The sequence below is a fragment of the Streptococcus mitis genome (assembly GCF_002860865.1).
Lineage (GTDB): Bacteria > Bacillota > Bacilli > Lactobacillales > Streptococcaceae > Streptococcus > Streptococcus mitis_AT.
Window position 1 is genome coordinate 636,321 of sequence record NZ_PKIE01000001.1, and the last position, 23,270, is coordinate 659,590.

At 41.0% G+C, this 23,270-nt stretch carries 24 protein-coding genes and 2 tRNA genes; 8 read left to right on the top strand and 18 right to left on the bottom strand.

All coding sequences use genetic code 11. From position 1 onward, the window contains the following. Positions 1-212: 212 nt before the first annotated feature. The 4 genes from CYK18_RS03105 to CYK18_RS03120 all read right to left on the bottom strand — a co-directional run bounded on the left by CYK18_RS03105 (position 213) and on the right by CYK18_RS03120 (position 6,199). Positions 213-2,516, bottom strand: coding sequence for a DNA translocase FtsK (locus CYK18_RS03105; RefSeq protein WP_101784991.1), 2,304 nt, complete (start codon positions 2,514-2,516; stop codon positions 213-215). 85 nt (positions 2,517-2,601) lie between these two features. Continuing rightward, positions 2,602-4,554 (bottom strand): fructose-specific PTS transporter subunit EIIC, encoded by a 1,953-nt coding sequence (locus CYK18_RS03110; RefSeq protein WP_101784993.1) that lies wholly within the window; start codon positions 4,552-4,554, stop codon positions 2,602-2,604. After that, positions 4,551-5,462, bottom strand: coding sequence for a 1-phosphofructokinase (gene pfkB / locus CYK18_RS03115; RefSeq protein WP_101784995.1), 912 nt, complete (start codon positions 5,460-5,462; stop codon positions 4,551-4,553). The genes CYK18_RS03110 and pfkB overlap by 4 nt, the downstream gene beginning before the upstream one ends. Beyond that, a complete protein-coding gene (locus CYK18_RS03120; protein ID WP_101784997.1) occupies positions 5,459-6,199 on the bottom strand; it encodes a DeoR/GlpR family DNA-binding transcription regulator in 741 nt (246 codons plus the stop codon). The genes pfkB and CYK18_RS03120 overlap by 4 nt, the downstream gene beginning before the upstream one ends. 161 nt (positions 6,200-6,360) lie before the next feature. On the opposite strand from CYK18_RS03120, the gene CYK18_RS03125 reads away from it, so the two are divergent. Further along, a tRNA-Ser gene (locus CYK18_RS03125) sits at positions 6,361-6,448 on the top strand. Positions 6,449-6,526: 78 nt separating this feature from the next. On the opposite strand, the gene CYK18_RS03130 is transcribed toward CYK18_RS03125, so the two are convergent. The 4 genes from CYK18_RS03130 to nox all read right to left on the bottom strand — a co-directional run bounded on the left by CYK18_RS03130 (position 6,527) and on the right by nox (position 11,783). Then, positions 6,527-7,861: an Nramp family divalent metal transporter gene (locus CYK18_RS03130; protein ID WP_049532556.1), complete on the bottom strand. Its 1,335-nt coding sequence runs from the start codon at positions 7,859-7,861 to the stop codon at positions 6,527-6,529. Between the two features lie 927 nt (positions 7,862-8,788). Next, positions 8,789-9,376 carry a pyridoxal 5'-phosphate synthase glutaminase subunit PdxT gene (pdxT, locus tag CYK18_RS03135; RefSeq protein ID WP_101784999.1) on the bottom strand — a complete coding sequence of 196 codons (588 nt, stop codon included), beginning with the start codon at positions 9,374-9,376 and terminating at the stop codon, positions 8,789-8,791. Continuing rightward, the gene (gene pdxS / locus CYK18_RS03140; RefSeq protein WP_084886814.1) at positions 9,377-10,252 is read right to left on the bottom strand and encodes a pyridoxal 5'-phosphate synthase lyase subunit PdxS; all 876 of its coding nucleotides are present in this window, start codon (positions 10,250-10,252) and stop codon (positions 9,377-9,379) included. It abuts the gene before it with no gap. Positions 10,253-10,403: 151 nt separating this feature from the next. Further along, complete coding sequence (gene nox / locus CYK18_RS03145) at positions 10,404-11,783, bottom strand: H2O-forming NADH oxidase (protein WP_101785001.1); 1,380 nt, start codon at positions 11,781-11,783, stop codon at positions 10,404-10,406. A 310-nt stretch (positions 11,784-12,093) separates the two neighbouring features. Between nox and CYK18_RS03150 the strand changes: the two genes are divergently transcribed. Genes CYK18_RS03150 through CYK18_RS03165 form a run of 4 tightly spaced genes read left to right on the top strand, consistent with a single transcriptional unit; the run spans position 12,094 to position 15,231 of the window. Further along, entirely contained in the window at positions 12,094-13,017 is a 924-nt protein-coding gene (locus CYK18_RS03150; protein ID WP_101785003.1) for an FAD:protein FMN transferase, read from the top strand. 59 nt (positions 13,018-13,076) lie between these two features. Continuing rightward, on the top strand, positions 13,077-13,682 hold the full coding sequence (locus CYK18_RS03155; RefSeq protein ID WP_000915951.1) for an NADPH-dependent FMN reductase: 606 nt from the start codon (positions 13,077-13,079) through the stop codon (positions 13,680-13,682). Between the two features lie 18 nt (positions 13,683-13,700). Then, positions 13,701-14,939 (top strand): NAD(P)H-dependent oxidoreductase, encoded by a 1,239-nt coding sequence (locus CYK18_RS03160; protein WP_101785005.1) that lies wholly within the window; start codon positions 13,701-13,703, stop codon positions 14,937-14,939. Continuing rightward, on the top strand, positions 14,890-15,231 hold the full coding sequence (locus CYK18_RS03165; protein WP_257959682.1) for a solute carrier family 23 protein: 342 nt from the start codon (positions 14,890-14,892) through the stop codon (positions 15,229-15,231). Before CYK18_RS03160 ends, CYK18_RS03165 begins: the two co-directional genes overlap by 50 nt. On the opposite strand, the gene CYK18_RS11030 is transcribed toward CYK18_RS03165, so the two are convergent. The 4 genes from CYK18_RS11030 to CYK18_RS03180 form a co-directional block, all read right to left on the bottom strand. Beyond that, positions 15,228-15,374, bottom strand: coding sequence for a hypothetical protein (locus CYK18_RS11030; RefSeq protein WP_257959683.1), 147 nt, complete (start codon positions 15,372-15,374; stop codon positions 15,228-15,230). The genes CYK18_RS03165 and CYK18_RS11030 overlap by 4 nt on opposite strands. A 94-nt stretch (positions 15,375-15,468) precedes the next feature. Further along, the gene (gene ffh, locus CYK18_RS03170) at positions 15,469-17,040 is read right to left on the bottom strand and encodes a signal recognition particle protein (protein WP_101785007.1); all 1,572 of its coding nucleotides are present in this window, start codon (positions 17,038-17,040) and stop codon (positions 15,469-15,471) included. Between the two features lie 11 nt (positions 17,041-17,051). Continuing rightward, positions 17,052-17,384 (bottom strand): putative DNA-binding protein, encoded by a 333-nt coding sequence (locus tag CYK18_RS03175; RefSeq protein WP_000402066.1) that lies wholly within the window; start codon positions 17,382-17,384, stop codon positions 17,052-17,054. 90 nt (positions 17,385-17,474) lie between these two features. Continuing rightward, on the bottom strand, positions 17,475-17,852 hold the full coding sequence (locus CYK18_RS03180; protein ID WP_101785022.1) for a YwiB family protein: 378 nt from the start codon (positions 17,850-17,852) through the stop codon (positions 17,475-17,477). Positions 17,853-17,923: 71 nt separating this feature from the next. Here CYK18_RS03180 and CYK18_RS03185 point away from each other — a divergent pair, with 71 nt between their 5' ends. Next, positions 17,924-19,228: an HD domain-containing protein gene (locus CYK18_RS03185; RefSeq protein ID WP_101785024.1), complete on the top strand. Its 1,305-nt coding sequence runs from the start codon at positions 17,924-17,926 to the stop codon at positions 19,226-19,228. A 12-nt stretch (positions 19,229-19,240) separates the two neighbouring features. Beyond that, positions 19,241-20,047 (top strand): sugar-phosphatase, encoded by an 807-nt coding sequence (gene yidA, locus CYK18_RS03190; protein ID WP_101785026.1) that lies wholly within the window; start codon positions 19,241-19,243, stop codon positions 20,045-20,047. Between the two features lie 52 nt (positions 20,048-20,099). Here yidA and CYK18_RS03195 read toward each other — a convergent pair. From CYK18_RS03195 to CYK18_RS03220, 6 genes are all read right to left on the bottom strand, one after another. After that, a tRNA-Arg gene (locus CYK18_RS03195) sits at positions 20,100-20,171 on the bottom strand. Between the two features lie 42 nt (positions 20,172-20,213). Further along, entirely contained in the window at positions 20,214-20,561 is a 348-nt protein-coding gene (gene rplS, locus CYK18_RS03200) for a 50S ribosomal protein L19 (protein WP_001068669.1), read from the bottom strand. 118 nt (positions 20,562-20,679) lie between these two features. Further along, positions 20,680-21,009, bottom strand: coding sequence for a fluoride efflux transporter CrcB (gene crcB, locus CYK18_RS03205; protein ID WP_000234810.1), 330 nt, complete (start codon positions 21,007-21,009; stop codon positions 20,680-20,682). Then, complete coding sequence (crcB, locus tag CYK18_RS03210; protein WP_000712113.1) at positions 21,003-21,377, bottom strand: fluoride efflux transporter CrcB; 375 nt, start codon at positions 21,375-21,377, stop codon at positions 21,003-21,005. The genes crcB (CYK18_RS03205) and crcB (CYK18_RS03210) overlap by 7 nt, the downstream gene beginning before the upstream one ends. Next, positions 21,374-21,640, bottom strand: a complete 267-nt coding sequence (locus tag CYK18_RS03215; protein WP_000362436.1) for a chorismate mutase — start codon at positions 21,638-21,640, stop codon at positions 21,374-21,376. The genes crcB (CYK18_RS03210) and CYK18_RS03215 overlap by 4 nt, the downstream gene beginning before the upstream one ends. 115 nt (positions 21,641-21,755) lie before the next feature. Next, positions 21,756-22,199 (bottom strand): flavodoxin, encoded by a 444-nt coding sequence (locus tag CYK18_RS03220; protein WP_001162125.1) that lies wholly within the window; start codon positions 22,197-22,199, stop codon positions 21,756-21,758. Between the two features lie 103 nt (positions 22,200-22,302). Between CYK18_RS03220 and CYK18_RS03225 the strand changes: the two genes are divergently transcribed. Next, entirely contained in the window at positions 22,303-23,238 is a 936-nt protein-coding gene (locus tag CYK18_RS03225; RefSeq protein ID WP_101785028.1) for a DHH family phosphoesterase, read from the top strand. The last annotated feature ends 32 nt before the right edge of the window (positions 23,239-23,270 follow it).

Sequence of the window (23,270 nt, forward strand, 5' to 3'; positions counted from 1 at the left end):
TGCATATATCTAAAAGAAATTCTAAACCTGTTTCAGATTGATATAGTGTTTGAATAAAATGTGAACAAATTTATTAAGGAATTCAAATCAATTTCATGCTTTAAAAGTCGTTTCGTACTATTTTAGATTCAATTAATTATACATCATAGATAATCCGCTTCAAAAATCTCTTCAAATCACGTCAGGTTCACATTTCCGTATAAGAGAGAAATTTATTGTTGCAATACTTTTCTTGGTTTGGTACCTTCAGCTGGACCAATGACACCTGCCATCTCAAGCTCTTCCATGAGGCGGGTCGCACGGTTAAATCCAACTGATAAACGACGCTGAATCATAGATGCGCTGGCTTTCTGTGTTTCAATAACCAAAGCCTTGGCTTCTTCAAAAAGCGGATCTCCACCAGAATCACCATCTGAAAATTCTCCTTCATTTTCAGAAACTTCTCCCGGATCAAAACTCTCATCGTAGTCTGCATCTGCCTGAGCCTTGATGTAGTTTACGATGCGTTCGACATCGTCATCCGAGATAAAAGAGCCTTGAAGACGTACTGGGTGATTTTCATCAATCGGTTTAAAGAGCATGTCACCTCGACCAAGCAGTTTTTCAGCTCCATTTTCATCCAAAATCGTACGGGAGTCTGTTCCTGATGAAACAGCAAATGCTACACGAGAAGGAACATTGGCCTTGATCAGACCAGAAATGACATCAACGGATGGACGCTGGGTTGCAAGAATCATGTGGATACCTGCAGCACGCGCCTTCTGTCCAAGACGGATGATAGTATCTTCCACTTCCTTGCTGGCAACCATCATAAGGTCAGCCAACTCATCTACAATTACGACAATGAGTGGTAGCGGAACCTGCTTGTACTCAGACTGGGCATTGAATTCTTCTACCTTGGCATTAAAGCCTGCAATATTCCGAACTCCCACTTTGGCAAAGAGTTCATAACGGTTTTCCATTTCATCCACAACCTTTTGCAGGGCCTTGCTAGCCTTACGTGGATTGGTCACAACTGGGATCAAGAGATGAGGAATGTCATTATAAACAGACAACTCAACCATCTTGGGATCGACCATCATAAATTTAACTTGGTCAGGTCTCGCCTTCATGAGGATGCTAGCGATAATGCCGTTAACAGCTACTGACTTCCCTGAACCCGTTGAACCTGCGACTAGCAAGTGAGGCATTTTAGAAAGGTCAAAAGCTCTTGCAGTGCCATTAACAGCCTTCCCTAGAGGAATTTCCAAGAGATTTTCCGCTTTCGTTTGAGATTGTTCCCACAGTTCGCGGAAAGATACAGTGGCAATCTCAGAGTTAGGTACTTCGATTCCGACTAGGGATTTCCCTGGGATAGGTGCTTCGATTCGGACATCCTTGGCCGCCAAGGCTAGAGCGAGGTCATCTGCTAGATTGGAAATGCGGTTGACCCGTACACCCACTGCCGGTTTGACTTCATACTTGGTCACTGATGGCCCAATTTCAGCCCGTTCAACCGTCACCTTGATACCAAAGCTAGCAAAGGTTTCTTCTAGGATTTTGATATTTTCCCGAACGATTTTCTTCTCTTTAGACTGGTCTTTGGGTTTATCAGGGGCAAAGAGTTGTAAGCTTGGAAGTTTATATTCGAGGGCTTCTTTTGCTGAAAAATCTACCTGAACATCTTCATCATCAGAGCCCTCTTCCTGTTCAGGGAATTCAAGTTCAGTTTGAGGTAGGATGATTTCTGGTTCCACCCACTCTTCTTCAGGTATATGTGGAAAATCCTGAACATCTTCCTCTGTCAAAATTTCACCTGTTTCCATATCAATAGGAGGCAAATCGAGTAAGGCTTTTTCAGCCTCTTCTTGTTCTAATCCAGCCTCTTCCTCAGCCTTTTGACGAGCTTTTTCTTCTTGTTTGACAAAGCGTTCCTCTTTTCGACGCTCATGCCCTTCTCGCCATTTGGCAAAGCCTTTACTGCCAAATTCAGCAATATCGTAAACAGACCAAGGACTGACTAGGAGGGCTCCAGCTAAAATCAAGATAGAACCAATAAAGTAAGTACCGATATTTGAGAAGAGAAAGGCGATTGGCATATAAAGAGCGACCCCAATCAAGCCCCCTCCAGCAAAACTGGTTGTTCGAAAACCAGTCAGATCCGTCACAACCTGAGCCATGGTTCCTTTCAAGACCGACTTGTCCAAACCATAATTCCAAACTAAGTAAGCCTCGAAAATCAAGAGCAAACCAGCAAATATGGTGAAAAAGCCAGATAAGAGTCCTTCCTGTTTTCGTATCCACTTGAAAAAGAAGAGGTAGAGCAGGATACCAAATATTGCCAGATAAGCTAGGCTCCCCACCAGCAATCGAATTAAATTGTAAAGAGTTATACCCGCAGCCCCTAATTTGAAGGCTGCGAAAATCAATAAAATCGCGATTCCCAACGAAATCAACATCCGTTGAATCGCTTCTTTTCTTTCGAGTTCTGCTTTAGACGGTCTCCGTCTTGTTTTACTTGTATTCTTGTTTGCCATTCTTCTATTATACCATATTTCACAGGCATTTCGGAAAGAGAAAAAGACTGCACCAAACGGTCCAATCTTTTCATTTTTCTATTTTTTATGCTTGGGGTTTACGTAGGTAACCATAAACCACACCACTTACAATTGCTCCTACCAAGACAGAAACGAGGTAAAGGAGAGCATTTGAAGTAAGGGCAATAACGAAGATTCCTCCGTGTGGCGCCATGAGTTTGATACCAGTAAGACCAACGAGACCTCCTGCTACTGCTGAACCAAGGATAAAGCTTGGGATAGCACGAGCTGGGTCAGCTGCACCAAACGGAATCGCTCCCTCAGTGATAAATGACAAGCCCATGATGATGTTTGTCAAACCAGAGTTGCGTTCTTCCTTAGTAAATTTATCTTTGAAAAGAAGAGTTGCGACAAAGATGGCAAGTGGTGGCACCATTCCTCCAGCCATAACTGCTGCCATGGCTACAGAACCACCTGAAGAAACAGTTGCTGCAAGCGTACCTGTACCAAAAACATAAGCCGCTTTATTGACCGGTCCACCCATGTCGACAGCCATCATTCCACCAAGAACGATACCGAGAAGGACAGCTGAACCGCCTCCAAGACCGCCAAGGAAATCATTCATAGCAGTGTTGATTGCTGCCATTGGGATGTTAACAGCTAGCATAACAAATCCAGTCAAGATTGTTCCAAGAAGTGGCAAGAGAAGGATTGATTTTGCACCTTCAAGTGAACGAGGAACTTTAACGTATTTCTTAATAGCAAGAACTAAAGCACCTGCGATAAATCCACCCACAAGGGCACCTAGGAAACCAGATGAGACACCTGCAAGAGTTGAAGTTGCTTCACCACCTGCTGCATAAGGTATTTTACTAAAGGCAAAACCTTCTTTAGCAATAGCACCAGCCACGAAACCTGCTACCAAACCTGGTTTTTCAGCGATAGAGTAGGCAACATAACCTGCAAAGACTGGAAGCATCAAACCAAAGGCAGCACCACCGATTTTCATGAACATAGAAGCTAGTTCATGGTAAGAACCAAGACTGCCAAGGTTTTCATTCGGAACACCCAAAGCACCGTCAATCAAGAAGGCAAGGGCAATCATGATACCACCACCGATAACGAATGGCAACATTTGGGATACACCACTCATCAAGTGTTTATAGAAGGCACCACCAAGACTTTGTTTTTCGTTAGAGGCTGTTGCACCTTTTGCTCCATTAGCAGCACGGTAGACTTCAGCATCTCCTGAAAGAGCCAAATTAATTAACTCTTCTGTCTTACGGATACCGTCAGCAACTGGACGATTGATCAATGGTTTGCCATCGAAACGATCCATTTCAACAGCCTTGTCTGCTGCGATGATAACAGCTTTAGCCTTACGAATGTCTTCAACAGTTAGTTGGTTTCCAACACCGCTAGCACCGTTGGTTTCGACCTTAATTCCAACACCCATTTCAGCAGCCACTTTTTGAAGAGCTTCTTGGGCCATGTAAGTGTGGGCGATACCTGTTGTACAAGCTGTAACAGCTACGATAAAGTCACCAGAGTTATTGGCAGGTACTTGAACAGGCTCTTCAGTTTTTTCTAAAGCTTTGTCAAAAAGTTCGATAACTTGGTCAGCTGATGTTGCTTGACGAAGTTTGTCAGCAAATCCATCTTTCATCAAGTATTGAGACAATTCTGCCAAGGCAGCCAAGTGAGTGTCATTAGCACCTTCTGGAGCTGCAATCATAAAGAAGAGGTCGGTTGCTTGTCCATCCAAGCTATCGTAGTCAACACCCTTGTTTGACTTGGCAAAGAGAACTGTCGCTTCTTTGACAGCAGCGTTTTTGCTGTGAGGCATAGCGATTCCGTCACCCAAACCTGTAGAAGTCAGAGCTTCACGCGCCAAAATTCCTTCTTTAAAAGTTTCAAAATCTGTCACATAACCGTGGTCTGTCAAGCTTTTAATCATCTCTTCGATGACAGCTGTTTTTTCAGTTGCCTGCAAATCCAGCAACATAACATCTTTTCTCAATAGGTCTTGAATTTTCATCGTTTTTCTACCTCAACTTTTTCATATGTTTCTTTAATAAATTCCGCCGTTGCCAAGTCGTCTGAGAAGGTGGTTGCCGTTCCACAAGCTACTCCCCATTTGAAGGCTTCTACTGCGTCTTTGGATTTGACAAATTCACCTGTAAATCCAGCAACCATAGAGTCACCAGCTCCGACTGAATTTTTCACTGTTCCCTTGATTGGTTTAGCAAAGTAAGCTCCCTCAGATGTAACAAGAAGGGCACCATCACCAGCCATAGAAATAATGACGTTTTGAGCACCTTTAGTCAGCAATTCTCGAGCATATTTTTCAATTTCATCTAAACTATCGAGTTCAACTCCAAAGATAGCTCCAAGTTCATGATTATTTGGTTTGACCAAAAGTGGCTGATAGTCCAAACTATCAATCAAGGTCTGTCCTTCAAAGTCACAAACCACTTGCGCACCCGTCTGACGCGTCAAGGCAATCAAATCCTTATAGATAACATTGCCTAGATTTTTAGCACTTGAACCAGCAAAGACAACTGTATCTTCTGCTGTTAAACTAGACAAAATAGCTTTCAATTCTTCTAACTGGGCTGGTTCGACATTTGGACCCGTTCCGTTGATTTCTGTCTCTTGGTCTGCTTTAATCTTAACATTGATACGAGTATCTTCTGCCACTTGGACAAAACGCGTCTCGATTTCTTCCTCTGCCAGAGTATCTGTGATAAATTTACCAGTAAAGCCTCCGATAAATCCAGTCGCTGTATTTGGAATATCCAAGCGTTTCAAGACACGGCTAACATTGATTCCTTTCCCACCAGCAAACTTATCATCACTGTCCATACGATTGATACTACCGACTTGGACTTGGTCCAAACGGACAATATAGTCAATGGATGGATTGAGTGTGACTGTATAAATCATACTTCTATTACCTCCGTTTTCTCCTTAATAGCCTGCAAGAACTCATGCCCTTGACTTGTGATAACAATAGCTCGTTTGAGTGGTGCTACTTTGGCAAAGCAAGTTTGTCCAATTTTAGACGAATCCACTAAGACGTAGGTCTGTTTGGCATTCTCTAAAATAGCACGCTTCACAGCCCCCTCCTCCATATCAGGAGTCGTATAATAGCCATCGTCCACACCATTCATCCCGATAAAGGCACGGTCAAAGTGCAATTGGTTAATCTGGTTGAGAGCAACGCCCCCAATGCTAGCATCTGTCGCCATCTTGACACTTCCTCCAACCATGACAGTTGGAATCTGCTTTTCAACCAACTGAACGGCATGGTGAATCGAATTTGTCACAACAGTAATATTCTTATTGACCAATTCATGGATCAAAAAAGCAGTTGTTGTTCCAGCATCGATAAAGATGACATCTTGTTCCTTGATGAGAGAGGCTGCTTTCTGAGCAAGTAGCTTTTTCTCTTGAAGGTTTTTGACAGATTTTTCTTGAATGGTTTCTTCTTCCTGCAAGGAATGGGGCAATTCTGCTCCACCATGCACGCGACGAAGCTTGTTTTCCGCTTCCAACTCATCCAAGTCTCTTCGAACCGTTGATTCTGAGGTCTCTAGCAAACTAACTAATTTCTCTAGAGAAACTACATGATGTTGATTTAACTCCTCTAAAATCAGTTGCTTCCGCTCTGTTTTTAACACTGAATCACCTCCTGTTATCGTTTACACTATTCATTCTATCACACTTTCTTTTAAAGTCAAGCATTTTTTATCATTTTCTTTCAAATTCTATCATTTTTCTTATTTTCAGAATTTTTATTGCAAGATAAGAGCCTTTATGGTAGACTATTTGAGTAAGTATTGGAAGATTACTCAAGAGGCTTAAGAGGCCGTGTTGGAAACGCGGTAGGCGTGTAACAGCGTGCGTGGGTTCGAATCCCATGTCTTCCGTTTATTTTAAAAAAGATACCCAAGAAATCTTGGGTATCTTTTTTCTTATATGCTTGTTTTATAACTCGGGTGAATTTCTTAGAAAATATCAAATAACAATTTCACATTGAGAATTGTTAAGATAATGGAAACGATATAGCCAAGGATGGTATTCCATTTGGCATTGGTAAATTCTCCCATCAGTGATTTCTTAGAAGTTAGATAAATCAGTGGGAAGATTGAAAATGGAAGAGCAATCGAAAGAAAGACTTGTGAATAAACCAATAACTGATCCAATGTTTTTTCCTGATGACCAAACAGAACCGCTACAATCATGACAGGTAGCAAGGCAAAGAGGCGAGTCGCCAAACGAATGAACCATTGAGGCAATCTCATATGCAAGAAACCTTCCATAACGATTTGTCCAGTCAAGGTACCCGTAATTGTCGAATTCTGACCACTGGCTAATAAAGCCAAGGCAAACAAAGTTGATAAGGTCGAGCTAGCTATAGCTCCTGCAATAGTAGAATCCTGCAAGGCATTATACATTTGAGAGAAGGCAGAAATGTCGGATGCATGGCCGAAAAAGAGAGCCGCTCCTAAGATCAAAAGAAGGGAGTTAACGACAAAGGCCAAGGATAACTCGAGATTAGAATCCCAGGTCATAAAGCGTACGGCTTTTCGAACATCATTTTTGTCCTTGTGATTGATTTTACGAGTCTGTGACAAGGATGAATGCAAATAGAGGTTATGAGGCATAACAGTTGCTCCCACGATCCCTAGTGCCAAGGTTAATTGACTTTCATGCCCTGGCAAGGGACTTTCAAATAAGGTTGCATTCGGTAGATAACCCTCAACGATTCCTTGGAAGCTTGGATGTGACAAAGCTACCAGATAGGTAAAAATTGCTAGAATGGTTAAAATCAGTGTTGTCACAATAGCTTCAATCTTCTTAAAGCCAAATTTCATCAGAAGCAATAAGAGAAAAACATCCAACACGGTCAAGAGAATTGCTATCATAATCGGAATCTTAAAGAGAAGATTGAGAGCAATCGCTGAACCTAGAACTTCTGCCAGATCTGTCGCCATCAAGGCTAATTCTAAAATCACCCATAGACTATAACGAAGCCATTTAGGTGAATGATGAGCCGTTGCTTGAGCCAGGTCCATCTGGGTTACAATACCAAGCTTTCCTGCCATCTGCTGAAGTTGCATGGCAATGAGAGATGAAATCAAGATAACAAACAAGAGACTATACTTATAGGAAGCACCACCGACTACACTGGTAATCCAGTTTCCTGGATCCATATAACCAACTGCGACAAGAGCACCCGGACCTACAAAGGCCTTTAAATTTTGCCAGAAATGATTGTTATTTGGAGTATCGATAGATTGATTAATCTCAGAGAGTGACACTTTTTTATGAGAAGACATAGATACTTACCTCTTTCTAAACCTACTTTTTCATTATTTTTCTTAAGGGACCTTAATATTTTTCTTAAGGCACATTAATATTTTTCTTAAGGCACATTAATTATAACACAAAAAATGAAAACTATATGAAAAACATTTAGTTTTTTCATTATTTTTCTTAAGGCACCTTAATTATAACAGAAAATATGATAAAAACTTAAGAAAATTCAGGACTTGATTTAATATTTAGGATACAACAAAATGTTGTATTCTTTTTTTGCAAAAGAATACCAAAGAATAAAATAAAAAACGTTGTAAAACACCTGATATTATGCGTTTTTTTGATTTTAAAGACTTTTTGCTTGATCCTTTTCACCCTGTTTAACCGCCATTGATTTTAACTCATTACCTACATCTCAAAAAAAATTTAAAATTGTCTTAATCTCCTTTATTGTGTCGCTTTTGGAATTTTTTGGGTATAAACTTCTACGCGCATCCTATGGAGCAAGACAGACTCATAGCTTCACACATAATAGAACGAGTATCTCCATCTGTAGAGATACTCGTTTTTTGCTATTTTTGAAGTGATCTTTTTGACCAGTCCTATACATCATTTTTATACTCAACGAAAATCAAAGAGAAAAATAGGAAGCTAACCGCAGGTTGCTCAAAGTACAGCTTTGAGGTTGCAGATGGAAGCTGACGTGGTTTGAAGAGATTTTCTAAGAGTATTAAGGAGTATAGAATAGTATTTTAACTCCATCCTCTAAAGTGCTTTCAATAAAAGATACTTGAACACCATATTCAGCATATAAGCTGTATGCGCTAAGTCAAAACAATCATTCTTTTCTAATTTATCGTAAATAAATCTAAAATCACAGAATACTGTCAGATGACTTAAACAATGATTCTTTGGAAAGAGCGAATCAAAACTTGATTTATCACTTTTTATTCCACTATCTTCTCGTTACACATATTAATAAAATACTGATGTAAGCGCACATCATCAGTCAATTCTGGATGAAAAGAAGTTACCAGCATATTTTTTTCTTGGGCTGCAACGATTTGATTGTCCACTGTTGCTAGAATTTCTACATCTTCTCCAACACTACTGATAATTGGACCACGAATAAAGGTCATTGGAATCTGACCAACTCCCTTACATTCTGCTTCCGTATAGAAACTTCCTAATTGGCGCCCATAGGCATTGCGCTCGACCACCATATCCATAGTTCCAAGATGACACTCTTCCTGAGAAGAAATTTCTTTAGCTAAGAGAATCAAGCCTGCGCAAGTACCAAAAACGGGAAGTTCAGAAAGTATGGCTTCTCGAATGGGAATCAGCATGTTTTGGTCTCGTAAGAGCTTGCCCATGGTTGTAGACTCTCCTCCAGGTAATATCAAACCCGACAAGTCACTCTGATTTTGCTGAAAATCCTCTAAATTTCTGATTTCAACACTCTCGACACCTAATTGAGCTAGTACTTTTGCATGTTCTGCAAAGGCACCTTGCAAGGCCAATATTCCGATTTTCATCTATTTTCCTCGCTCTGCCATGAGAATTTGAATTTCATTTTCATTAATACCAACCATAGCTTCTCCTAGATCTTCAGAGATTTGAGCTAGAATTTGAGGATTACGGAAGTTAGTCACAGCCTTAACAATGGCACTGGCCCGTTTAACAGGATCGCCTGACTTAAAAATACCTGAACCGACAAAGACGCCCTCTGCCCCTAATTGCATCATCAGCGCAGCATCTGCTGGCGTTGCAACGCCTCCAGCCGCAAAGTTTACAACTGGCAATTTCCCATACTCATGGACATATTGAACCAATTCTACAGGAACTTGCAAGTCCTTGGCAGCAACATAAAGTTCGTCCTCTCGTAAGTTTTGAATGCGACGAATTTCCTGATTCATCATACGCATATGACGAACAGCTTGGACGATATCCCCTGTCCCCGGTTCTCCTTTTGTACGAATCATAGAAGCACCTTCAGCGATACGACGCAAGGCTTCACCCAAGTCCTTAGCTCCACAGACAAAAGGAACTTGGAATTCTTTCTTGTCCACATGGAAACGGTCGTCAGCTGGAGATAAAACTTCACTCTCATCGATATAGTCAATCTCAATAGCCTCTAAAATCTGAGCTTCAACAAAATGCCCGATTCTGACCTTGGCCATTACTGGAATGCTAACCGCTTCTTGAATTTCCTTAATCATCTTTGGATCGCTCATACGGGAAACACCACCAGCTGCACGAATATCAGCTGGAATCCGTTCCAAGGCCATAACAGCTGCCGCACCAGCAGCTTCTGCAATACGGGCCTGTTCAGGATTCTGAACGTCCATGATAACCCCACCTTTAAGCATTTGTGCTAAGTTTTTATTTAATTCATAACGATTTTCAGTCATTTCTTTATCCCCATCATTTGTATTGGTAGCTACCATTTAATTTTAAGTCAGATTAGAATGAATCACAAGATAAAAAAACGATAATTGTATGGGTACAGATTGACTAAAAAACTATCTGACCTTAACTTAAGGCCAGATAGTTCATTCATTTTTATTTTTCAGCTGTAAGGGCAGCCATTGTAATGTAGTTGTATGGTTTATTAAAGTGTGGCAAGAAGAATAGGTCAGTCAAAGCCAATTTTTCAATTGTTACATGCTCTTGAATAGCAAGTGAGAACATGTGAATTCCCATACTAATCGCAGGGTCATGTGAAACCATTTGTGCACCAAGAATTTCACGACTATCTTTGTCAAAGACAATCTTGATGGCTACTTCATGGTTATCATGTTTCATGAATTCTGGTTTTTGAAGATCGTTAAATCCTGTTTCAGTTGCGTGGTAACCAGCAGCTTTAGCTTTTTCAAGAGTCAAACCAGTTGAAACCATGTGAAGACCGTAGATTGAGATACCGTTTGAACCTTGAACACCGATTCCTTCCAATTCATGTCCACAAGCATTGTAAGCACCAACAATACCAGTACGAACTGCGTTTGAAGCAAGTGCGATGTAGCTTGTATCTTTACGAGCGTTGTCATAAACAGTCGCACAGTCTCCAACAGCAAATACACCAGGAAGTGAAGTTTCTTGTTTCTTGTTTACAAGGAAAGCACCGTTACGGAAGAGTTCAATCTTACCATCAGCAAGTGCTGTGTTTGGACGGAAACCAACTGCAAGGATAACCATATCCACATCGAAAGTTTCTTTATCAGTAATCAAGCGTTCAACTTTACCGTCACCCTCGATTGCTTTAACAGTTTGACCAAGAGCCAAGCGAATGTTGTGGTCTTCCAAGTTCTTCGCCATCATTTGTGTGAAGTCTTTGTCATAGTAACCGTTCAAAACAGTATCAACGATATCAACAAGGACAACTTCTTTTCCAAGACGCTCAAAGGCTTCAGCAAGTTCAACACCGATGTAACCACCACCAACAACGGCAATACGGTCGAGGTGTTGGCTCTTGTCAGCAAGTTTATTGATAACTTCTTCAGCATTTTGGTACAATTTCACGAATTGTACGTTTTCAAGAGTTGCTTTAAATTCGCGGTTTCCTTTAACAATTTCAACACCTTCGATTGGTGGCAAGATTGGTGTAGAACCTGTAGCGAAAATCAATTTCTCGTATGATTCTTTGTGCTCTTTTCCTTCAACTTCTGCTGTAACTACTTTGTTATCATAGTCGATTGAAAGAACTGGTGAGTTCATGTACACTTTAGCACCTTTAGCTTCCAATTTTTCTTTATCAGAATAGAACAAGCCTTCAGCACCGTCGATTTGTTCCCCAATCCAAAGGGCCATTCCACATCCTAGGAAAGAGATGTTAGAGTTTTGGTCAAATACAACGATTTCGTTCTCATTTCCAAAATTATCCAACATAGTATTAATACATGCTGTACCAGCGTGGTTAGCACCAACTACAACGATTTTACTCATAGAAAAATTCCTACCTTCAATTTTAAATTTACTCTTCTAGTATAACATTTACTGTTAGCGTTTACAAGAGTTTAGCTAATTTTCCCGATTTTTTTGTAAAAAAGTGTAAATAATCTGTATTTTATCAGCCTTTCTTACAATTACTCTTTATATTTTCCGAGCATATTTCTTGACAAGTTTACAAATTTTATTTGTGAAAACGCTGACTTTATGGTATGCTAGTATCATGGAAAGAAAATGTAAGGGGTTAAATTTAATATAAATTTACAATATTTCAACCTTCTTTTCATAAGAGAAAGGAGTTGGTAGCGTGCCTCTTAGTTCACATTCCGAACGGCTAATGGGGACTACTATCACTATTTCATTAGTAGATGAGCGAGCCGATAGCTTGCTCCAAAAATCCTTTGATTTACTCAAAGAGCTTGAATACCGCTTCAATGCCAATAGTCAAGAATCTGAGTTGATGGAAATCAATTATCAAGCTGGAATAGCTCCAGTCAAAGTTCATCCTGATTTGTTTGAATTGATTTCACTTGGATTAGAGCATAGCCTAGCGCCCTCTAGTCATCTCAACATCAGCATTGGTCCCTTGATTCAAACCTGGCGCATTGGTTTTTCGGATGCCAAAGTGGCCCAGCCTCAAGAAATTGAATCGGTGCTTCCTTTAATCAATCCTCATTATATCGAGTTAGATTCTTCCACCTCCACTGTGTTATTAAAACAAAAAGGAATGAAGATCGATCTTGGTTGTTTAGCCAAGGGTTATAGTGCGGATAAGGTTGCCCAATTTCTTAGAGAAGAGGGAGTGACATCTGCCTTGATCAATCTGGGAGGGAATGTCCTGACCATTGGAAAAAATCAGGCAAGAGGAAATCAGCCTTGGCAAATCGGGATTCAAGACCCAGCCAATCCTAGGGGAAATCACTTAATGACCATCCCTGTTGTCAATAAATCTGTCGTGACTTCAGGCATTTATGAACGTCACCTGACTGTCGATGGAAAAGATTACCATCATATTTTTGACAGCCAAACAGGATATCCTGTTGAAACAGAACTAGCTAGTCTAACAATCATCTCTGATAAATCAGTTGATGGTGAAATCTGGACAACTCGTCTATTTGGAGAAAGACCTGCTTCTATCCTCTGGCAAGTCGAAAGTTTGGAGGGCATCGAAGCTATCCTCATCGATAAAGAAGGTTACCTAAGCTGTTCTTCAGGAATTCCTACTCTATAGAAATAGATGTTTCAATGGAGTTTTAAAATCGTATTATGTAAAAAGAGAAAGGAAATCTCATGTTAAAACTTATTGCTATTGTTGGAACAAATTCAAAACGTTCTACAAACCGCCAATTGCTTCAATACATGCAAAAACACTTTGCTGAAAAAGCTGAAATTGAACTTGTTGAAATCAAGGATATCCCTGTCTTTAACAAGCCAGCTGACAAGCAAGTACCTGCTGAAATCTTAGAAATTGCTGCTAAAATTGAAGAGGCAGATGGCGTTATTATCGGTACTCCTGAGTACGACCACTCTATCCCAGCTGTTTTGATGAGCGCTCTTGCTTGGTTGTCTTATGGTATTTACCCACTCTTGAACAAACCAATCATGATTACAGGTGCTTCTTACGGTACACTTGGTTCATCACGCGCCCAATTACAACTTCGCCAAATCTTAAACGCACCAGAAATCAAAGCAAGTGTCCTACCTGATGAATTCTTGCTTTCACATTCTCTTCAAGCCTTTAATCCAAGTGGAGATCTAGTAGATCTTGATGTTATTAAAAAACTGGATGCCACTTTTGACGACTTCCGTATCTTTGTAAAAATTACAGAAAAATTGCGCAACGCACAAGCCCTACTTCGCAAAGATGCTGAAGACTTTGACTGGGAAAATTTGTAAGATAGGAGACCAAAAAGAATGAAATTTGTTGGACTTGTAGGATCAAACTACGATCAATCATATAACCGTAAACTCTTAGAATTCATCCGTCGTCACTTCAAACTCAAATTTGAATTAGAAGTCCTCGAAATTGACGAAGTTCCAATGTTTAACCAAGACGAAAAATGGGACGAAAGTTTCCAATTACGTTATTTATATAACAAAATTACTCGTGCTGATGGTGTTATCATCGCTACTCCTGAACACAACCACACAATCTCAGCTTCCCTAAAATCTGTTCTTGAATGGCTTTCATACGAAGTTCATCCATTTGAAAACAAGCCAGTCATGATTGTGGGAGCTTCTTACTACGACCAAGGTACTTCTCGTGCCCAAGTTCACCTTCGTAAGATTCTTGACGCTCCAGGTGTCAATGCCTACACACTTCCAGGAAATGAATTCCTTCTTGGTAAAGCCAAAGAAGCTTTCGACGATGAGGGCAATATCACAAATGAAGGAACTATTAATTTCCTTGAAACATGCTTGGACAACTTTGTAAAATATGTGGGAGTCGTTTCAAAATTGAAAAAACCAAAACCAATTGCACCAGAAGATTTATATTGTACAAATTCAATTGCAACTACCATTCAAGGTGTTGATCCAGACGATCCTGAATGGGTAGAAAAAGCAGCTGAACTTGTTGGAGCTGTTTCTGGAGATACTTACGTTAAATTAGACCACGGTATCTTGACAGTTAACCAAATTGACATGTTCTTGAAAGCAATGCCATTTGAGTTGACATTTGCAGATGATAATAATCAATTCTTGTACTTTAATAACGCACACCAAGATCCAGATACAATGTTTGGTAAACGTGTACGTGCTCAATCAGGAAATAGATTAGGAACAGTACACGGTACATTGCCAGATTCTAGAATGAAAAACGTTGAATGGGTTGTCGGCGTATTGCGTAACGGGGATCAAGAATATGTCCGTACAATTGTGCCAGGAACACCAGAAGGCGTTATTAATACCCATAATTACCAAGCAATGTACTATCCAGATGGTTCATATGCTGGAATCAATGAAATCATCTTTAATTTCCAACCATGGCTTGACTGGTACCTCAATACAACTGGTCAACGTCTAGTTGGTGGAAATGCTGCAGCTCCTGCTGGAGGACACGGTGGCGCAGATGCCACATCTGGAGCTTCTGATTCAGGTGATGATGGAGGCCACGGTGGTGGCGCAGACGCTACATCTGGAGCAAGTAACTAATAATAGTTTTAGGAACCATTTTGGTTCCTTTTTTGGCTCTTTGTCAACTGTACTTGGTGGTATGTCAATCCTTCTCTATGGAGTTATCGCCAGCAACGGTTTGAAAGTTTTGATTAAAGAACGTGTTGATTTCGCTCAAATGCGAAACCTCATCATCGCAAGTGCTATGTTGGTCCTTGGACTTGGAGGAGCTATCCTTAAACTTGGTCCAGTTACACTTTCAGGTACTGCCCTATCAGCCATGACAGGAACCATCTTGAACTTGATCTTGCCATACGAAAATAAAGACTAATACTCTTCGAAAATCTCTTCAAACCACGTCAACATCGCCTTGCCGTAGATATGGTTACTGACTTCGTCAGTTCTATCCACAACCTCAAAACAGTGTTTTGAGCAGCCTGCGGCTAGTTTCCTAGTTTGCTCTTTGATTTTCATTGAGTATAAGAGTCTAAACACATCAAAAAACGAGCATTTCCAATTACGGAAGTGCTCATTTTAAAAAAGGAAAGCCCTGCGGCCTTCCCTTGTCTTACTTACGTTTCTTCTTCGCTTTTTTCATTTTGTTAGCCATGCGTTTCATGGACTGTTTCATAGCAAATTCACCAATTTTACCTTTGAGTCCGCCACCAAACATCTGACTCATATCTGGCATTCCTGCTCCTCCGAGAGCTGACAGGTCAGGCATACCACCTTGTCCCATCATTCCTTCAAGGGCAGACATATCCATTCCTCCCATATTTGGCATATTTTTAGGAAGGTTGTTTGGATTGATTCCCATCTGCTTCATCATCTTGTTCATGTCGCCAGACATAACACCTTGCATGAGTTGTTTAGCCTGGTTAAAGTCTTTAATGAATTTATTGACTTCGACAAATGTATTTCCAGAACCTGCGGCAATACGACGACGACGGCTTGGATTTAACAAATCTGGATTTTCACGCTCTTCAGGCGTCATAGAAGAAACAATGGCACGTTTGCGCGCAATCTGGCGCTCATCCACCTTCATGTTTTGAAGGGCTGGATTGTTGGCCATACCTGGAATCATCTTGAGCAAGTCTTCCATCGACCCCATGTTTTGCACCTGATCCAACTGATCAATGAAATCATTGAAATCAAAGGTGTTTTCACGCATCTTCTCAGCCATTTCAAGGGCTTTTTGCTCATCGTATTCCTGAGAAGCTTTCTCAATCAAAGTGAGCATATCCCCCATGCCAAGGATACGGCTAGACATACGGTCCGGGTGGAAGGTTTCGATGTCCGTAATCTTTTCACCTGTACCAGTGAACTTGATTGGTTTTCCAGTAATGTGACGAACAGATAGAGCAGCACCACCACGAGTATCGCCATCAATCTTGGTAAGGATGACCCCAGTCACTTCCAACTGAGCATTAAACTCACGCGCAACATTGGCCGCTTCTTGACCAATCATGGCATCAACAACAAGCAGAATTTCATTTGGTTGAGCTAGTGCTTTCACGTCACGAAGCTCATTCATGAGAAGCTCATCAATCTGCAAACGACCCGCCGTATCAATCAAGACATAGTCATTATGATTGGCTTGGGCTTGTTCCAAACCTTGACGTACAATCTCAACAGCTGGTACTTCTGTTCCAAGAGCGAAGACAGGCACATCAATCTGTTGTCCAAGTGTTTTCAACTGGTCAATGGCAGCTGGACGATAAATATCCGCCGCAATCATCAAAGGACGAGCATTTTCTTCTTTCTTAAGTTTGTTGGCCAATTTACCAGCAAAAGTTGTTTTACCAGCCCCCTGCAAACCAACCATCATGATGATTGTAGGAATCTTAGGTGACTTGATAATTTCTGCCGTATCAGAACCTAAAACGGCTGTCAGTTCCTCATCAACGATTTTGATAATCTGTTGCGCTGGATTAAGGGTATCAATGACCTCATGGCCGACAGCACGTTCACGAACTTTCTTGATAAAGTCCTTTACAACAGGCAAGGCAACGTCGGCCTCAAGCAAGGCCAAGCGAATTTCTTTGGTTGCCTCTTGGACATCAGATTCAGAGATTTTTCCTTTTTTACGTAGATTTTTAAAGACGTTCTGCAAACGTTCTGTTAAACTTTCAAATGCCATTTTTCTTCCTCTTATTCTCTATTATCAATGCTTGTTAAAATTTCTATCTGCTCCTGCAGAAAGTCATCCTTGGGATAGCGCTCCAAAATCTGATCAAAAATTTGACTACGGACAATATAGTCCGAGTACATATGCAATTTCATCTCATAATCTTCTAGAATCTTTTCTGTCCGCTTGATATTGTCATAGACAGCCTGACGACTGACACCGAACTCCTCGGCAATTTCAGCAAGACTGTAATCATCAGCGTAGTAGAGCTCTATATAATTCATTTGCTTGTCTGTCAAAAGCGCTGCATAAAATTCAAAGAGCGCATTCATACGATTGGTTTTTTCGATTTCCATAACTTTTATTATACCAAAAATTAGCCTAATCTACCACATTAGCAGGCTAATCCTAGAAGATAGCTAGCAAAATTCGAAAAAGACATGAGCCTAGCCCCAAGTAATTTCCAATTGATAGCTGGCAAAGGGATGTCCCTCTTGATTTTGTAGTTGATAGTCTAAATGAATCTTTTGCCCATTAACTTCATAACGGCTCGTTTGGATGATAAACTCCTGCATGCCCATAGGTGTAGAAATATAGGCTAAACTGTCACTATCCTTTAAAAAGCGCATAATGGTCTTCGGATTGGAAAATCGGCTCATCACAATTTCTTGACCATGAAATTTAATAACTACTTTTTCCTTTTCCTCATTATAGAAAAGCAGGTAGCTATAATCTCCTTTTTCATGCACTTCCACGTCATAAAGTTGGTCAATAACTTCCAACTGCTCATCAAACTGAATCCTATTTCGCATCCGAATCTTCACATCAAGTCCTCTTTCTTGTCTCTTGTCCTACTATTTTACCAAAAACTCTAGCTTTTTGCTATAATGGTCATATGAACGAAAAAGTATTCCGTGACCCAGTTCACAACTACATCCATGTAAACAATCAAATCATCTATGACTTGATTAATACAAAAGAATTTCAACGCTTGCGTCGTATCAAGCAACTGGGAACTTCCAGTTATACCTTCCACGGTGGAGAACACAGTCGCTTCTCTCACTGTCTAGGAGTCTATGAAATTGCACGACGTATCACAGAGATTTTTGAAGAAAAATATCCTGAAGAATGGAATCCTGCCGAGTCTCTCTTGACCATGACCGCTGCTCTCCTACATGACCTTGGGCATGGTGCCTACTCCCATACTTTTGAACATCTCTTTGATACAGACCACGAAGCCATTACTCAGGAGATTATCCAAAGTCCTGAAACGGAGATTCACCAAGTCCTGCTACAAGTGGCGCCAGATTTTCCAGAAAAGGTTGCCAGTGTCATAGACCATACCTACCCTAACAAGCAGGTCGTGCAACTCATTTCTAGTCAGATTGATGCGGACCGCATGGACTACCTCTTACGCGACTCCTATTTTACTGGAGCTTCCTATGGAGAATTTGACCTGACTCGCATCCTCCGAGTCATTCGTCCTATCGAAAATGGGATTGCCTTTCAGCGAAATGGCATGCACGCCATCGAAGACTACGTCCTCAGTCGTTACCAGATGTATATGCAGGTTTATTTCCACCCAGCAACACGCGCCATGGAAGTTCTCCTACAGAATCTCCTTAAGCGCGCCAAGGAACTCTATCCTGAAGACAAAGACTTCTTTGCACGAACTTCCCCACACCTCCTACCTTTCTTTGAAAAAAATGTGACCTTGTCTGACTATCTGGCTCTGGATGATGGTGTGATGAATACCTACTTCCAGCTCTGGATGACCAGTCCTGACAAGATTCTTGCAGATTTATCGCAACGTTTTGTCAACCGCAAGGTCTTTAAATCCATTACCTTTTCACAAGAAGACCAAAACCAACTTGCAAGTATGAGAAAATTGGTTGAGGACATCGGCTTTGATCCTGACTACTACACTGCCATTCATAAGAACTTTGACCTTCCTTATGATATCTATCGTCCCGAATCTGAAAATCCGCGGACACAGATTGAGATTTTACAAAAAAATGGAGAACTGGCCGAACTCTCTAGCCTGTCTCCTATCGTCCAATCCCTTGCTGGCAGTCGCCACGGAGATAATCGCTTTTATTTTCCGAAAGAAATGTTGGACCAAAACAGCATCTTCGCAAGCATTACCCAGCAATTTTTACACTTGATTAAGAACGATCATTTTACCCCAAATAAAAACTAGAAGAGGAATTTTATGAGTATTAAACTAATCGCCGTCGATATTGACGGAACCCTAGTCAACAGCCAAAAGGAAATCACTCCTGAAGTCTTTTCTGCCATCCAAGATGCCAAAGAAGCTGGTGTCAAAGTCGTCATTGCAACTGGACGCCCTATCGCTGGTGTTGCCAAACTTCTGGATGACCTGCAGTTGAGAGACGAGGGTGACTATGTAGTGACCTTCAACGGTGCCCTTGTCCAAGAAACTGCTACTGGCCATGAGATTATCAGCGAATCCTTGACCTATGAGGATTATCTGGATATGGAATTTCTCAGTCGCAAGCTCGGTGTCCACATGCACGCCATTACCAAGGACGGTATCTACACTGCCAATCGCAATATCGGAAAATACACAGTGCACGAATCAACCCTCGTCAGCATGCCTATCTTCTACCGCACCCCTGAAGAAATGGCCGGCAAAGAAATTGTCAAATGTATGTTCATCGATGAACCAGAAATCCTCGATACTGCGATTGAAAAAATACCAGCCGAATTTTACGAGCGCTACTCCATCAACAAATCTGCTCCTTTCTACCTCGAACTCCTTAAAAAGAATGTTGACAAGGGTTCAGCTATTACCCACCTAGCTGAAAAACTCGGATTGACCAAAGATGAAACCATGGCTATCGGTGACGAAGAAAATGACCGTGCCATGCTGGAAGTCGTTGGTAACCCCGTTGTCATGGAAAATGGAAATCCAGAAATCAAAAAAATCGCCAAATACATCACCAAAACAAATGACGAATCCGGCGTTGCCCATGCCATCCGTACATGGGTACTGTAAAAGAGAAATAGATAAAAACCGCTCGGCTGAGCGGTTTTTGATGTCTAATTACTGCCCCCTGCCGGAATCGAACCAGCAACTACTCCTTAGGAGGGAGTTGTTATATCCATTGAACTAAGGGAGCTAGATAAAAACTCTGCTGAAGAAGCAGAGTTTTTTAGTCGAATTAACGACGGATTTCTTTGATACGAGCTGCTTTACCTTGGAGAGCACGCAAGTAGTACAATTTCGCACGACGTACTTTACCGTAACGAACAACTTCGATTTTCTCAACACGTGGAGTGTGGATTGGGAAGATACGCTCAACACCTACACCGTTAGAGATTTTACGAACTGTGTAGTTTTCTGAGATACCAGCACCTTTACGTGCGATAACAACACCTTCAAAAATCTGGATACGTTCACGGTTACCTTCGACAACTTTCGCGTGTACACGAACAGTGTCACCAGGACGGAATGATGGGATATCAGTACGAAGTTGACCTTCAGTCAAGCTTTGGATTAATGGATTCATTTTATTCTCCTATCTTTGTCAATCTTGAGGATTCTTCCTCAGCGGATAAACTGTATTTTTGTGCGTCCATTACACACAAGATACAGTTTACCAAATTTCCACAAAAAAGTAAAGAAATTTATAGCAGAATTCCTAAAAAAATCGCAATCAAACCACCTAGGTAGGTCAAAGTCAGATAAGAATAAAATACCTTCTTATCACTTAACAGTCTTTGCAGTTCGTCATTCAAGGTCGAAAAAGTCGTTAAACCGCCACAAAATCCTGTTGCTAGAATAGCATAGACTTCCTTAGACTCCACATGATTATAGAATAATCCAATCAAAAAACAACCTAAAAGATTGGCTATAAGCGTTCCGAGGGGCAATTTAGAAGCTTGATTATAGCGGGAAAAGATATACCGTACTAAAGCTCCGAAACCACAAGTAATTGCAAGATAAATGATTACCATTTCTTCCTCCCCAAATAGTAAGCCAAGAGCAGGCCTCCTCCGATGCTCAAAAGCAAATACAGGACCAAACTAAGATAACGCCCTGTATCAAGCAGTTTCACAGCATCAAGCATGAGACTAGAAAAGGTTGTTAAACCTCCACAAAAACCCGTCCCCAGTGCTAAAACCAAGCCCTTACTAGTCCCCTTATAGATCAGGTAGCCTTTTACCAAATAAACCAAGCAGAAAATGCCCAGATAGTTGACAAAGAGAGTGCCCCAAGGAAAATCTGGACTGGCTGGTAACCAAGTGGAAACTAGATAGCGGACAAGTCCGCCCACCATGGCAGCTAGAAAAATTCCTAGCGGATAAAATTGTTCTTTTTTCATTTGATATTTTGATCCTGATAATCACGCGAACGTTTGAGTATGTCCGAAAAAGTCGCTACAATAGTCTCCTGATAGCGCTTGTCTCCTACACGACTTCTAACCTTTTCAAAAATAACCGCTTCTCTCTTGGTATCTAAAATCGGTTTACCCGAAGCTTTCTTATAAGCCACAACCCCTTCAACTAAGTGCATTCGTTCTTCTAGAAGTTTAACAATTTGATCGTCGATTTGATCAATTTCTTGACGAATAATATCTAAATCCATACAGTCTCCTCCTTTATTTGAATTATTGTATCAAAAAGCCACCAAATAGGCTAGTAAAATCCCAACTCTCGATAAGAAAAATGCACTGATTGATTGCATCAGCGCACTTTTATGCTTATCCTACTTTAGCAGCCAATTCTTCTGCGAATTGTTCCAAGCGTTCAATGTCTTCTTCCTCAGCAGAGAGATCAACTTTGACACACTCTGAACCTTTTTCTGCCCCTGTCGCTACAAAAACGCGGTCAAAGTCATCAACAGCCTTACAGAATTCATCGTAGAAGGTATCTCCTGAGCCGACCACTCCGTAGATTTTGCCATTCAAGTTGAGATCTGCTAGGTCTTCGTAGAAGTCCATCATCTCATCTGGCAATTCTCCATCACCATAAGTATAGGTCGCAACGATAGCGATGTCTGCTTCCAAGAAGTCTGAAGCGTCAACAGTTGTACATTCATCAACATCGACATCCAAGCCCAAGTCACGTAATTTGTCTGCTACAATATCTGCAATTTCTTCGGTATTACCGGTCATACTGGCAAATACAATTTTTGCTAATGCCATATCATCCTCCTCAATTTATCTTTCTCCATTATATCACATCTTTTTCATTTTAAAAATAAAAATTCTTGTGCTACAATGAAATGAGAAAGAATTGAGGTTATTTATGGAAATTTGCCATCAAATTTTAGAAAAAATCAAAGAATATGACACGATTATCATTCACCGTCATATGAAACCAGACCCTGATGCCTTGGGAAGTCAAGTGGGATTGAAAGCTCTTCTCAAACATCATTTTCCAGAAAAAACCATCAAAGCCGTAGGTTATGATGAACCAACTCTTACTTGGATGGCTGAGATGGATCTTGTTGTAGATAATGCCTACCAAGGCGCCCTTGTCATCGTCTGTGATACGGCTAATACTGCTCGTATTGATGATAAACGCTATATTCAAGGTGATTTTCTCATTAAGATTGACCACCATCCAAATGATGATGTATACGGTGACCTATCATGGGTGGATACTAGTTCAAGCAGTGCTAGCGAGATGATTACCCTATTTGCCCAAACAACCCAACTGGCCTTGTCAGATCGCGCTGCTGAGTTGCTCTTTGCAGGAATTGTTGGTGATACAGGTCGCTTCCTCTACCCTTCTACGACTGCACGGACTCTTCGCCTGGCTGCTTATTTGAGAGGACATAACTTTGACTTTGCAGCTCTCACCCGCAAAATGGACACTATGAGCTACAAAATTGCAAAACTTCAAGGCTACATCTACGACCATCTGGAAGTGGATGAAAATGGAGCAGCTCGCATTATCCTGAGTCAAGAAGTCTTGAAACAATTCAATGTTACCGATGCTGAAACTGCAGCCATTGTCGGTGCACCTGGACGTATTGACAGTGTAAGTCTCTGGGGAATTTTTGTAGAGCAAGCTGATGGCCACTACCGTGTTCGCTTACGCAGTAAAATCCATCCTATCAATGAAATCGCCAAGGAACATGATGGTGGAGGTCACCCTCTAGCAAGTGGTGCTAATTCCTATAGTCTAGAGGAAAACGAAATCATCTACCAAAAGTTAAAAAACTTGCTTAAAAACTGATAAAATACTTGCCAAACTTTTCAGAATCTGAT

Coding starts and splice junctions, on each gene's coding strand:
- CYK18_RS03165 (WP_257959682.1), top strand. CDS start 14,890: ATGGAGGCCACGGTGGTGGCGCAGACGCTACATCTGGAGCAAGTAACT.
- CYK18_RS11030 (WP_257959683.1), bottom strand. CDS start 15,374: ATGAAAATCAAAGAGCAAACTAGGAAACTAGCCGCAGGCTGCTCAAAA.
- rplS (WP_001068669.1), bottom strand. CDS start 20,561: ATGAATCCATTAATCCAAAGCTTGACTGAAGGTCAACTTCGTACTGAT.
- CYK18_RS03185 (WP_101785024.1), top strand. CDS start 17,924: ATGAACGAAAAAGTATTCCGTGACCCAGTTCACAACTACATCCATGTA.
- CYK18_RS03130 (WP_049532556.1), bottom strand. CDS start 7,861: ATGTCTTCTCATAAAAAAGTGTCACTCTCTGAGATTAATCAATCTATC.
- pdxT (WP_101784999.1), bottom strand. CDS start 9,376: ATGAAAATCGGAATATTGGCCTTGCAAGGTGCCTTTGCAGAACATGCA.
- nox (WP_101785001.1), bottom strand. CDS start 11,783: ATGAGTAAAATCGTTGTAGTTGGTGCTAACCACGCTGGTACAGCATGT.
- ffh (WP_101785007.1), bottom strand. CDS start 17,040: ATGGCATTTGAAAGTTTAACAGAACGTTTGCAGAACGTCTTTAAAAAT.
- pdxS (WP_084886814.1), bottom strand. CDS start 10,252: ATGACTGAAAATCGTTATGAATTAAATAAAAACTTAGCACAAATGCTT.
- CYK18_RS03175 (WP_000402066.1), bottom strand. CDS start 17,384: ATGGAAATCGAAAAAACCAATCGTATGAATGCGCTCTTTGAATTTTAT.
- CYK18_RS03220 (WP_001162125.1), bottom strand. CDS start 22,199: ATGGCATTAGCAAAAATTGTATTTGCCAGTATGACCGGTAATACCGAA.
- CYK18_RS03160 (WP_101785005.1), top strand. CDS start 13,701: ATGAAATTTGTTGGACTTGTAGGATCAAACTACGATCAATCATATAAC.
- pfkB (WP_101784995.1), bottom strand. CDS start 5,462: ATGATTTATACAGTCACACTCAATCCATCCATTGACTATATTGTCCGT.
- CYK18_RS03215 (WP_000362436.1), bottom strand. CDS start 21,640: ATGGATTTAGATATTATTCGTCAAGAAATTGATCAAATCGACGATCAA.
- crcB (WP_000234810.1), bottom strand. CDS start 21,009: ATGGTAATCATTTATCTTGCAATTACTTGTGGTTTCGGAGCTTTAGTA.
- CYK18_RS03105 (WP_101784991.1), bottom strand. CDS start 2,516: ATGGCAAACAAGAATACAAGTAAAACAAGACGGAGACCGTCTAAAGCA.
- CYK18_RS03110 (WP_101784993.1), bottom strand. CDS start 4,554: ATGAAAATTCAAGACCTATTGAGAAAAGATGTTATGTTGCTGGATTTG.
- CYK18_RS03155 (WP_000915951.1), top strand. CDS start 13,077: ATGTTAAAACTTATTGCTATTGTTGGAACAAATTCAAAACGTTCTACA.
- CYK18_RS03225 (WP_101785028.1), top strand. CDS start 22,303: ATGGAAATTTGCCATCAAATTTTAGAAAAAATCAAAGAATATGACACG.
- yidA (WP_101785026.1), top strand. CDS start 19,241: ATGAGTATTAAACTAATCGCCGTCGATATTGACGGAACCCTAGTCAAC.
- crcB (WP_000712113.1), bottom strand. CDS start 21,377: ATGAAAAAAGAACAATTTTATCCGCTAGGAATTTTTCTAGCTGCCATG.